Source organism: Nonomuraea sp. NPDC050680 (assembly GCF_040654555.1).
In the GTDB taxonomy this organism is placed as follows: Bacteria; Actinomycetota; Actinomycetes; order Streptosporangiales; family Streptosporangiaceae; genus Nonomuraea.
On the sequence record NZ_JBFAIF010000046.1, the window covers coordinates 1 to 12146 of the forward strand.

At 66.8% G+C, this 12146-nt stretch carries 9 protein-coding genes; 5 read left to right on the forward strand and 4 right to left on the reverse strand.

From position 1 onward, the window contains the following. Positions 1-243: transposase (locus tag AB0H88_RS52300; RefSeq protein ID WP_357657679.1), on the reverse strand; the 243-nt coding region annotated here is incomplete at its 3' end. A gap of 762 nt (positions 244-1005) precedes the next feature. Beyond that, the gene (locus AB0H88_RS52305) at positions 1006-1641 is read right to left on the reverse strand and encodes a M15 family metallopeptidase (protein WP_357657695.1); all 636 of its coding nucleotides are present in this window, start codon (positions 1639-1641) and stop codon (positions 1006-1008) included. A gap of 115 nt (positions 1642-1756) precedes the next feature. Between AB0H88_RS52305 and AB0H88_RS52310 the strand changes: the two genes are divergently transcribed. The 3 genes from AB0H88_RS52310 (at position 1757) to AB0H88_RS52320 (ending at position 7541) form a co-directional block, all read left to right on the forward strand. Further along, complete coding sequence (locus AB0H88_RS52310) at positions 1757-4810, forward strand: BTAD domain-containing putative transcriptional regulator (RefSeq protein ID WP_357657681.1); 3054 nt, start codon at positions 1757-1759, stop codon at positions 4808-4810. 44 nt (positions 4811-4854) lie between these two features. After that, complete coding sequence (locus AB0H88_RS52315) at positions 4855-6189, forward strand: CHAP domain-containing protein (protein WP_357657683.1); 1335 nt, start codon at positions 4855-4857, stop codon at positions 6187-6189. Between the two features lie 110 nt (positions 6190-6299). After that, positions 6300-7541: a tachylectin-related carbohydrate-binding protein gene (locus AB0H88_RS52320; RefSeq protein ID WP_357657685.1), complete on the forward strand. Its 1242-nt coding sequence runs from the start codon at positions 6300-6302 to the stop codon at positions 7539-7541. A gap of 153 nt (positions 7542-7694) precedes the next feature. On the opposite strand, the gene AB0H88_RS52325 is transcribed toward AB0H88_RS52320, so the two are convergent. Then, positions 7695-8162, reverse strand: coding sequence for a group II intron maturase-specific domain-containing protein (locus AB0H88_RS52325; RefSeq protein ID WP_357657687.1), 468 nt, complete (start codon positions 8160-8162; stop codon positions 7695-7697). Positions 8163-8183: 21 nt separating this feature from the next. After that, the gene (locus tag AB0H88_RS52330) at positions 8184-8453 is read right to left on the reverse strand and encodes a hypothetical protein (protein WP_357657689.1); all 270 of its coding nucleotides are present in this window, start codon (positions 8451-8453) and stop codon (positions 8184-8186) included. A 1499-nt stretch (positions 8454-9952) separates the two neighbouring features. On the opposite strand from AB0H88_RS52330, the gene AB0H88_RS52335 reads away from it, so the two are divergent. Together AB0H88_RS52335 and AB0H88_RS52340 are read left to right on the forward strand one after the other, a co-directional pair. Next, positions 9953-11749 carry an alginate lyase family protein gene (locus tag AB0H88_RS52335; protein ID WP_357657691.1) on the forward strand — a complete coding sequence of 599 codons (1797 nt, stop codon included), beginning with the start codon at positions 9953-9955 and terminating at the stop codon, positions 11747-11749. Between the two features lie 165 nt (positions 11750-11914). Then, the coding region (locus tag AB0H88_RS52340; protein ID WP_357657693.1) for a prefoldin domain-containing protein at positions 11915-12146 on the forward strand (232 nt) is incomplete at its 3' end.

Here is a 12146-nt window from a genome sequence, read left to right on the forward strand (position 1 = left end):
TGGGAGGCGGTAGGGCCGGCTCGGCTCCGGGTTCGTCGGCGAGGGACAGCAGGGTCTTACGGGTGATCCGCAGGTGCTCGATCGCCCCTGGTAGAGGAGTGCGTTCACGATCTCGCGCATCTCATATTTGCTCTGGTGGCCGCTGACGGAGCGATGCGCGGCCTTCCACGCCGTGATGATCGGCTCGATCAACGCCCATTGCCCGTCGGATAAGTCGCTCGAGTATGGCTTGCGCTCACTCACCCGGCCATCCCAGCACATCCGCGCCCACCAACCGGCAGTAACGCTACAAATCCACTCGATCACACTGCGACATCATGGGCATCAACTCGCACAACGCCCTCTTAAAGCTCTCCGCGGCTGCCGCGCTCGGGTTGGCAACGATGCAAGTGGCCGCGATCAGCGCGCCAACCGCAGTCGCACCGAACGTCTTGGGCAGGCTTCTGAACTTCACGAGTTGGATCCCCAATATGATCGACTTCTGGACTGTCGCTGGCAGCCGACCAGGCCGGTGAAGCCCCAGCCATGCTAGAGACCGCCGGTATGTCTTCGGTATGTCGCGCGATCCCGCCAGCAGCAAGAGGCCCAGCAGAGCGTCCTCCACTTCCACCTCCACGTGGTGCCCCGCTTCGAGCCCACCGACCTCACACCGCATGGAGGTCGAGCATCCGGGTGAGTCCCTCGCGGGGCTGGCCGAGGAGATGAGCCTGGCGCCGAAGGCGAGCACTCGCCGTCCCCGATAGTGACTCGTCGAATCGCCAGCTGTCGGTGGGGCAGGTGACTCTCCGATCAGGGAGGCGTCGATGGATACCGGCTACTGCCACCTCAGCTGCCTCACCCGTCCGCGACCACCCGGCGGAAAGCCGTCGCGTCCGCAACACCGACGGAAACTGCGGGCACACCGGTGTTATCAGCCTTGCGCGCGGCTGATCAAGGTCTTCGTATCCGACTTATCCTCCAAATGTGGACGTTCTCCATAGGGCTGGGGCGCGGTCACCTCGATGATCACCTCATCCGAGAGGGTCCGTAACGAGCTGCAGGCGCACCCGTCATGAGGGCCCAGTACCGGTCACCATAGGACCAGTGCCACCACTCGGTCGGGTAGTTCACGAACCCTGCCGCGCTCATGGCGTCGCCGAGCAGACGCCGGTTGGCCCAGGCTTCAGAGGAGATCTCTGGATGGTGCGTGTAGCACGCGCCGCCGCTTTCCTCCGGCCCGGCGTTGACCGGCGTACCCATGTTTACCTCGGTGCCGTCGGCGGCGGCCAGCGTGAGATCGACGGCGGCTCCGCACACGTGCGGGGCCACTTCCGGCGGCGCCAGGGAGCGGCTGGCCTGGATGTGCACGAATTCCTCGGTCCACATGGGATTGGCCCGGCGCAGTCGAGCGGCGTACCGGGAGAAGTAGTGCTCCTGCAGCGCGAGCGGCCGGTAGCCTTCCACGATGAGCAACCGGATCCCGGCGGGAAGCTTGCCCTGCGCGATCAGCAATCGGTCGACTAGGCCGACGCGAAGGTGCGCGTAGGCTCCGGCCGGGTCGGCTTGGCGATCGTCCACGAGCACAGCCGGCACCCTGCGCAGGTCGAAGAGCGGTTCGCCGCATTCCATCGCGGGGATGGCCGAGACCCGATGATCGGACATCAGCACGATCGGTTCATTTGTCATTCGCGTGGGGCCCTTCCGCGGAGTCTTCATTTGTATGATCATGAGGCGGCTCGCTCTAAGTTCTCTGCAAGTGCCCTCATGCGAGGTAGCAGTGGAATTTCGCCTGCTCGGACCGGTCGAGGTATGGAACGGTGATCATCGGGTAGCGCTGGGCGGTCCCAAACCGCGCGCGTTACTGGCTGCGTTGCTGCTGCGGGCAGGACAGGTGGTCTCCATTGATCGGCTGGTGCATCTGGTCTGGGGCGCTCATGCTCCTGACACCGCTCGCGGACTGGTCCAGACCTACGTGTCTGCCCTGCGCCGGACGCTGGGCGGCGATCTGATCGAGACTCGGCCACCCGGATACCTCGTGAGACTCGACCGCGGGGTCCTCGATGTCCAGGCGTTCGAGCACTTCGCCGACGACGGCCGGCGCGCTGTGGCGGAGGCGCGGCATGAGGATGCGGCGCGGTCGTTGCGCGCCGCGGAAAGAGTGTGGCGCGGTCCCGCTCTGGATGGGGTTGGGGAGGCGCTCAGTGCCGATGCGGCCCGGTTGACCGAACTCCGGCTGACCGTCGTTGACGAGCGGATCGCCGTCGAGTTGCAGCTGGGCCGGCAAAGCGAGGTAGCGGTGGAGCTCGCCTCGCTGGTGGCCGCGCACCCGGCCCGCGAGCGGATGCGCGGCCACCTGATGACGGCGCTCTACCGGCTGGGCCGATCCTCCGAAGCGCTGGCGGTCTACGAGGACGGCCGTAAGGCCCTGGCCGAGGAGCTCGGAATCGATCCCGGTCCCGATCTGCGCGCGTTGCATCAGGCAATCCTCCGCGAGGATGTCGCCTTGCTGGGTTTCGTCCCCCTGGCCCAGCCGGTCTCGGAGGAGCATGGGCGCGTCATCCCCGCGCAACTTCCGGCGGACGTACCGGACTTGGTGGGCAGGGCAGCTCTCATCGTCGACCTCACGCGTCTGCTTGACATGAACCACACCGCGCCGCCGGTACTTGTCATCTCCGGGAAGGGCGGAGTGGGCAAGAGCGCCGTCGCCGTGCACCTGGCGCGCCAGGCAGGTCATCAGTATCCGGACGGCCAGCTTTTCGCCGACCTACGGGGCACCACCGACAGCCCGGCGACGGCAGAGGAGGTGCTCAGCAGATTCCTGCGCGCGCTCGGTATCCCCTACACCGCCCAGCCCGAGTCCGCGCAGGATCGGGCTGATCTCTACCGCAGCCTGCTGGAGCGGCGCCGGGTCCTGCTGGTCCTCGACGACGCTCGCAGCGAGCGGCAGATCCGCCCGCTGCTGCCAGGCGGGACCGGATGCGCGGTCCTGATCACCTCGCGGGGACGCCTGTCCGGGCTCGCCGGCGCCCACCTGACCGACCTGGATGTACTGGACACAGAAGGCGCGCTCGCGCTCCTCGGCTCCGTCCTCGGTGCGGATCGCCTGGCCGCGGAGCCGGACGCCGCCGCTGAGATCGTCCGGCTTTGCGGTCTGCTTCCGCTGGCCGTACGGACTGCCGGAGCCCGGCTGGCTACCCGGCGGCACTGGACGCTGGCCACCATGGCCGGACGCCTGGGCGTAGAGCACCGGAGGCTGGACGAACTCGTGGCCGGGGACGTGGCTGTCCGGGCCAGCGTCGGGCTCAGCTACCGATTACTGGACCAGCGGGCCCAGACGGCGTTCCGCCGGCTCGGTCTGCTGGGTACCCCCGATTTCCCCTCGTGGATCGTCGCCCCGCTGCTGGATATCCCCGCCGATGACGCCGATGACGTCGTCGAACGGCTCATCGACGCACAGCTCATCGATCACGTCACGATCGACGCGGTCGGCCAGTCCCGCTTCCGGCTGCACGATCTGCTGCGGGTCTTCGCCGCCGAATGCTCCGAAGTCTGCGACACCGCTGCCGCGCGAGATGCGGCCATCACTCGTACGCTGGGCAGCTGGCTCCAGTTGATCATCGAGATCGGGTCCCGGGTGCCGTCCGGCGAGGTCGAGCTGCGCCGTCACTACGCCTCCGCGCATCCCGTGGACGACCACGTCGCCAAGCGAGTCATGGCTGACCCCGAGGCATGGCTGGAAGCCGAGACGCCGGCCTTGATCGTGGCGGTCGAGCGTGCCGCCTGTCTCGGCCTCGACGTGGCCGCCTGCGACCTGGCCACGGCGCTCTCCTTCTCCCGGGTCTTCTCCGCCAACCGGATGGCCGAATGGCATAGCAGCCACGCTGCGGCGCTGGCGGCGACCCGTCGCGCGGGCAACCGGCTCGGCGAGGCGGCCCTGCTGGCCGGGTTGGGCCAGATCCACTACAGCCTCGATCACTTCGACCAGGTGCGTGAGCACCTGTCGCAGGCCCTCACCATCTTCATCGAAGCCGGAGACCGCAGGGGCGAGGCCGTCGCCCTGGCCGGTCTGGGCGGCGCCTGCCGGGAGCAGTGCCGCCTGCGCGAGGGCTTGGGCCTGCTGTCCCGGTCGGCGGAGCTGTTCCGCCTGCTGGGTGACGACATCGGCATCGGCGCGACCTGCCGTCTCTCCGCCGCCATCCACCTGGAGCTCGGCGAGTACGACGCCACGTGGCCGCTGCTCGACCAAGCCCTCACTGCCTACCGGAGCGCGGACAGCGGGCGCGGCGAGGCGCTGACGGTGCGGACCAGAAGCCTTGTCCACCGTGCTCTCGGCGACTACGCGCGGGCCGGAAGGGACAGCACCGAGGCCCTCGCCATGCTGCGGGCCTCCGGCGAACAGCTGATGATCGCTTTCGCGGTCCAGTCGTGGGCCAAGGTGGAGATCCGGCGGGGCCGCGGCGGCGCCTGCCTGCCTTCGCTGGTCGATGCCCTCGACGTGTGTAGAAACCATCTCGACCGGTACGGCGAGGCGCTGATGCTGCGCACCATCGGCGAGCTCCACCTGGCCGAGGGCGAGCTGGACCTGGCAGAAGCCCATCTGATCGAGTCCGTCGCCATCTCGCGGGAGCTCGGCACCGCGCTGCCAGCAGCTCGGGCCAGACGTGACCTGGCAGCAATACTGTCGGCGCGCGGCGACGGCACAGCCGAGGCGATGCTCGCCACCGCGCTGGAAATCTTCTCCGAGCATGAGGCCCGAGAGTTCACCGAGCTCACACACACTGCCGCCGCGTGCCTGCCACCGCTCCGACGTCCTCAGACCACAGGGCTGTAAAGCTCTTAGAGCGAACCTGCAGCGCGCCTCTCGATGCTCCGATCATGAAGATTCTCAAGGGCCTCCTAGCGGTGCTCGCCCTCGCTCTCGGCGTGGTCGCCACCTCACCGGCGCCCGCCATGGCGGTGGCGCGTTCGTCCATCGTCTCCGTGGCGCAGGACGAACTCAACAATTCAAGCCGCAACTACCAGACCTCCTCGGAGTGCAACTTCTACACCGGGTACTTCCGAGGCGGCTGGAAGGACACCTCAGGGTGCCCGACCACCGACGGCATCAAGTGGGCGAAGAGCGAATGGTGCGCTGACTTCGCCAAGTACGTCTGGAAGAAGGCCGGCGTCACCTACGCCGACGTGCCCGAGGGCGGTCCGCTAGGAACCCTCACCGGCTGGGCGCGATCCTTCAGAGAGTACGGCGAGGCGCACGGCACGTGGCACAGCCGTGGCAGCGGCTACACGCCCCAGCCCGGCGACGCGATCGTGTTCGACTGGGACGGCGGCGGCATCGACCACGTCGGCCTCGTGACCTCCGCGAACTCCAGCACGGTCTATACGATCGAGGGCAATACCGACGGCGGCCACACCAGAGTCCACTCCCGCCCCCGCTCCAGTTCCGACATTGTCGGCTACAGCGAGCCCGTCGGTGCGACGGATCGGCCGAGTGGCCGGGTGTCGGTTTACGGGGTGCTGCCGGACGGGAGCCTCACCTACACCGCCCTCGACGCCGCTACCGGCAAGCGCACCCACGGCGCCGTCCACGGCGCCCCGCTGCCCTTCACGCCCAAGGCTCTGGCCACCCTCGACTTCAACACCGTTCTCATCACCGACACCACCGGCAAGCTCTACCGCATCAACGTGATCTCCCACAGCGGAGACACCCTCGTCCACAATGCGCCGGTCCTGCTCGGCACCGGCTGGACCCACGACCTGCTGGCTTTTGACAGCACCTACCTGTACGGCATCGCCGACGGCGCCCTGCGCCGCTACACCCTCAACGCCACCGACACCCTCACCGCAGCCGGCATCACCAACAACACCCTCATCGGTGAGGGCTTCACCCTGAAAACCCTCACCGCCACCGGCACGAAGTGGATCCTCGGTACCACCGTCGGCGGCGCCCTCATCAGCTACCGCATCAACGGTGCAGGCTCCTGGGACCGCTACCAGCTGCGCGACACCACCTGGCAAGTCTTCGACCACCTGCTGTCCCCCGGCGCCGGCCTCTACTACGGCCACCGCCCCGAAGGATCCCTTCACGCCTACCTCGACGCCAACCCCTACGACGGCCAAGGCGACGACCTCAGCAGCCAGACCCCCATCGACACCGAAGGCTGGACCCAGACCCTCCTGTCCGCCCAGCCCAACACCGCGACCAGCTCGTGAACGGGCGACTCCGCGCGTTCCTGCCGCTGGCTACCGTTGCGGCCACGGCCGTGATCTCCTTGTGCGCCATCACCTCCCCCTCGGCTGCGGCCCTTGATCCGGAGCCGGAGGTGAGCGCGTCTGACGTCACCGCCGCTTACCAACTCGCCGCGTGCGATCCCGGCGGCACGACATCGATCGACGCGGCCCTGGCCACCCAGCTCAACCAGACCCTCGACGACAAGATGCGCGGCTACATGTCCGCGTACCGCGTGTCCTGCGCCCGCATGGTGATCAAGGCCGTGCACGACCGCGGGCTGGAGCCGCGGGCGGCCGTCATCGCGGTGACCACGATCATCGTGGAGACCAGCATCCAGAACATCAGCGAGGAAGTCGACCACGACAGCCTGGGACTTTTCCAGCAGCGCGCCTCCTGGGGAAGCAAGTCCCAGCGGCTCGACCCGACATGGGCCACCAACGCTTTCCTCAACAAAATGATCCGGGAATACCCGAACAACAGCTGGCGGACCGCGCAGATCGGCGACGTGTGCCAGAGCGTCCAGGGATCCGCCTATCCCGACCGCTACCAGGTCCAGGCCGGTGACGCGCAGCTCATCGTCAACGCCATCTGGCCCTATGTCAGCGGGCCGAAGGGGCCCGCTCCGGTGTACGGGGTACTGCCGAGCGGGCTGCTGACGTATACGGAGATCGACGCGGCAACCGCGAAGCGTACCCGTGGCGCCGAGCTCTCGACCGTCCCCCTGGGGTTCAAGCCCAAGGCCATGGCCACGCTTGACTACAACACTTTGCTGATCACCCAGGACGACTCCGGCGGCAAGCTGTATCGGGTCGACATCATCTCCAACCGTGGCACCGTCACGTTTGACCCACCGATATTGCTCGGCACCGGCTGGACCCACGACCTGCTGGCCTACGACGGCAAGAGCCACCTGTACGGCATCGCCGACGGCGTGCTACGCCGCTACAACCTCACCAAAACGAAGCCAACCCTGGCCGACATCACCAGCAACACCCTCATCGGCAGCGGCTTCGCTTTGAAGACACTCACGACGACAGGGCCGGACTGGATTCTCGGCACCACCACCGCCGGACAACTGATCTCCTACAAGATCAACGGCGCCGGCTCCTGGCAGCGCTACCAGCTGCGCGACGCCACCTGGCAAGTCTTCGACCACCTGCTCTCACCGGGCGGCGGCGTCTACTACGGCCACCGCCCCGAAGGATCCCTGCACGGCTACGTCGACGCCAACCCCTACGACGGCCGAGACGACGACCTCAGCAGCCAGACCCCCATCGACACCGAAGGCTGGACCCAAACCCTCCTGTCCGCCCAACCAGGAACTGTCACCTGAGAAATCGAGTAGGAGGGTGAGGTCGCCTCACCCTCCTCTCACACCACCGGACATGCGGGCCCGCATGTCCGGTGGTTCGTCAAGCCGTGGTTCTAAGCCTGCGCCAGGTGTTCTGTAGACCCAGCAACCCCAGGTCGTCCCAATGAGCGTTGGTCAGAGCCCGGGCGCTGAAGGACGGCCGACCCGGCAATCCGCCAGTACCCTTTGCTGCTGGCAGCCCATTCCCGCGTGTTTGGCGTCAGGGATGCCCAGCTTGCGCAGGTTCCGGCGTCTTGCCGCGTAGCGCTTCCATTCCTTCCAGCGGATCTGCCGCATCCGGCGGTGTAGCCATTTGTCCAGCTCGCGCAGCCTGGGTGCCAGATCCGAGAGATGGAAATAGGCCATCCACCCAGCGGTGAAGGCGTTGAGCCTGTCGATTCTGTAGAACATCGACACGCTCCACCGTCGGCTGGTCAACTCCCGGATCCGATCCTTCAGATGCTTGATCGCCTTGGGATCGACCCGGATCTTCACACCCGACCGGGTGAAGTAGAACCCGAACCCCGGCAACCTCGCCTCGCGAGCATGCCGGACCGAGGACTTCTCCTGATTCACCTTGAGCTTCAACCGCTGCTCGACCACGACCGTGACCGAATCGAGCTGTCAATGGTCGAGTGCGTGTCGCCGCTGGTGGCCGGATAGAGGTCCCCACGTCTTCGTAGTTGACTGGACCGGCAACGGCCGATACGTGCCCGCGTCCACCGCCTCCCGAACACCCGCCCGGCGCTCACGCATCCACGAACGCAGCTGCTCCGTGGTCATCCCGTCCACACCCGGCGCGCCCCGGTTGACCTCCACACGCCTCAACGCCCTGCCCAGATTGCCCGGCGAGACAAACTCCTCCCACACCGACATCTCCAGTCCAGGGATCACGTCCTCCTCAGGAAGCGCCGACCCGCCGCTACGCTCCACCGCGGTACTCACCGGAACTCACCGGCCCTTCCACCGTGGGCCCATGTCCATGGGATGGCTGCGATCAAAACGACCGGCACGAGAAATCCCGATTCCTCCGCTCTACTTGACGTTCGGCCCTTCCCGGCTGATTGTCCGTTCCCCTCACCGGTACTGCGGCCTCTGCTGACTTCTGCCCGGTCAGCCCCCACCCCACGACGGGAGCCGTCGGCGCGGCGACAACAACAGCACAACCAACACCCAGGCAGATCTCCCCAGGCAAGAACGATCACTTTCCCCCTGCGCCCGCCGCGTCTACCTGACGGTCCTGTCGGTGATGACGGGCTTCACCTTCGCATGCAGGCTCACCCACACCCATCCGGCCTCATACGCGGTTCGCGTTCCTCGGTGCAGAGTTTCGCCTCGGGCTTCCTCCAGACCCCGCCTCACGACGACGCCCTTGCCGCCAACTCGGAGTTAGCACCATCTCTTCCTCCAGGGGACTTTCACCCCCAAGCGATCGCCCATGCTGGGCGCACACGCATGATGGGCCCCGGCGCCGACCGGGGTCCATCACAGGCCGCCCTCACAATGTCATCGGCCTGAAATTCTCTCTGCCGTCTTGGCCCACCCGAACGGCTTCGGTGCGGTTTTCCACTGATCCATCCAGGCGCGGATGTCGGCTACCGGCGCCTGGACGCTCTTATGGACCCAATACCGGATCAGTTGGTCGGTCCAGGTAGCCAGGAGGATCCGGTCGGGGCCGCGCGCGAGAACACGGCCGCCTCGCTCCAGGCCGCCCAGCCACTACGGGATACGGCCGACGTCCTCATACGGGCCGAGGATCATCCCGACTCGGGGCCGGCAGCGCCCGCTCGCCGTACGCCTCCAGAACTGCGAGCTCGCCGCCACGCTTAGCGACCGCCGTCGACGAGCACGACGTGCGCGGGCCAGGAGCAGCGGTGCCCGACGCAGGCTTCGAAGACGGCGCGGCCGACGTGGTAGGTGCCGCCGAGAATGAGCAGTTTGATGATTCATCCAGGGGACTGGGGTTAATGGCACGACGATCATGCCCGCTACCTGAGCCCGGTGGCGGCCGCAGCCGTTCGCAGCGCGGCGAACTCCACGCGCTGCGCGAAATCGACGACATACTGCCGACATACCAGGCTGAACTACCATCGCTCCGCATCCGCAGAGGCGCACGAGCAAGGTGAGGAACGAACCGGGTCGGTGCTCCTGAAATCGGCACGATCGGCCTTGGCGCTTCGGCCGCGCCCAGGCGTCAGGGTCACGGATGCCAGCCATCCGCTGGAAAGCCTGCTCCGAGCGTCTGACTCCGACTACCCGTAAAGCCCTGGCTACGCCGTCCTCTGTCCGGTCAGGTCCCTCTGGAAAGGAATCCCGTGCGTTTTGCTCGCCCTGTTGCTGCCGCAATGCTCGTGGCCGCCGCGTTAGCGGTCCCGCAACCCGCGCAGGCTGCTGTGTTCAAGCATCCAGGCGTCCTGGTCAGCCGAGCTCAGCTCGACTTCGTCCGAGCCAACCTGGACAAGGAGCCGTGGCGAGCCGCCTGGAGGAAACTGCAAAGCAGCTCCTACGCCTCGCTGTCCTACACGGCCACCCCCCGCGCCGACGTGAACTGCGGCGGGAATTCCATTCCCGACAACGGCTGCTCCGACGAGCGCAAGGACGCCATGGCGGCCTACACGCACGCCCTGCAGTGGTACCTCACCAAGGACGACCGCTATGCGAAGAAGGCGATCCAGATCATGGACGCCTGGTCAGCTGTGATCACCAAGCACACCGGGGACAACGCACCGCTGCAGACCGGCTGGGCGGGGGCCAACTTCTCCCGCGCCGCCGAGCTCATCAAGCACACCTACGGCAGTTGGAGCCAGGCCGCCCGCTTCGCCGGAAAACTGCGCACCGTGTACCTCCCGGCCCTGCTCAAAGGGCGGCCGGACAGCAACGGCAACTGGGAACTGATCATGACGGCTGCCGCCATCGGCATCGCCGTACACCTTGATGATCGTAAATCTTTCAATGAGGCTGTCGAGACCTGGCGCGGAAGGCTGCCTGCCTACATCTACCTGAAGACGGACGGCGCGCTGCCCAAGTCGCCGCCGGGCAGCACGTACAACACCAAGGCCGAGATCATCGACTACTGGAAGGGGCAGACCACGTTCGTGGACGGCCTGACCCAGGAGACCTGCCGCGATTTCTGGCACACCGGATGGGGTATCGCGGCCATCTCCCACGTCGCCGAGACCGCCCGCATCCAAGGCCTCGACCTGTACGCCAAGGCCAAGCATCGGCTCCGGTACGCGATGGACTTCCACGCCAAACTGCAACTGGGCGGGACGGTTCCGTCGTGGCTCTGCGGTGGGAAGCTCAAGCGCGATCTGGGGGACCACTTCGAGGTCGGCTACAACGCCCTGCACCACGGGCTCGGCTACGATATGCCGTACGCCAAGCAGTGGGTCGAGCAGAAACGCCCAGCCGGGGCGTCGCACTTCCTGGGCTGGGAGACCCTCACCCACGCGCAGAACCCCGCTCGCTCCTCCGTGGAGAGCGCCTCGGTTTACGGGGCGATGCCGGACGGGAAGTTGACCTACACCGCCATTGACGCCGCTACCGGGCAGCGCACGCGTGGCGCTTTTGTATCCACGACCACTCTGGGTTTCATTCCCAAGGCGATGGCGACGCTGGACTTCAACACCCTCCTGGTCACCGATAAGGAGGGACGGCTCTACCGGGTCGATATCCGGACCAATCGCGACAGCCTCATCTTCGAGCCGCCTGTCTTGCTCGGCAGCGGCTTCACCCACGACCTCCTCGCCTACGACGGCAACGGCCACCTGTTCGGTATCGCCGGCGGGACCCTGCGCCGCTATACCGTCAATGCGATCAAGCCCACGATCGACAACATCGTCAGCGGCTCCGTCATCGGCGACGGCTTCGCCCTCAAGACCCTGACGGCGACCGGCCCCAACTGGATCCTCGGCACGACGGCCGGCGGCAAGCTGATCTCTTACCGGATCGACGGCCCTGGCTCCTGGAAGAGGTACGAGCTTCGCGACACCACCTGGCAGGTCTTCGACCATCTCCTGTCGCCCGGCGGGGGCGTGTACTACGGCCACGGGAGTAATGGCTCGCTCTTCCGCTACGCCGACCAGAATCCCTACGACGGCCAGGGCGACGACCTCAGCAGCCAGAGCGCCGTCGGCACCGAAGGCTGGACCCAAACCCTTCTGTCCGCCCAACCCGCCACCGTCAGCTGACCGAACAACCGACAGCCGCTGGAGGACCCCGGATACCCTCCGAGGTCCTCCAGCATGGCCCGGCCCTCTATGCCTGACTCCACCATGGCCGATTCAGCTCGCCCTCAGCACCGAACCGGGGGGTCAGGACTGGCAGAGAACCCCCGCACCGTCGTGGCGGTCGACATGACCAGGCCAGCTGCACAGGACCCGGACCCCGGCACGTGGCTGCTGAACAAGATCGACGCCCGCGAGCGGGCCCTGACCGGCCAGATCGAGCAGACCCAGGCGGAAATTGACGCCATGGCCGCGCACCTCGGCGAACTGCACGAAGCGATCGAGCACCTGCGGATCACCCGTAAGACCCTGCTGTCCCTCGCCGACGAACCCGGAGCCGAGCCGGCCCTACCGCCTCCCG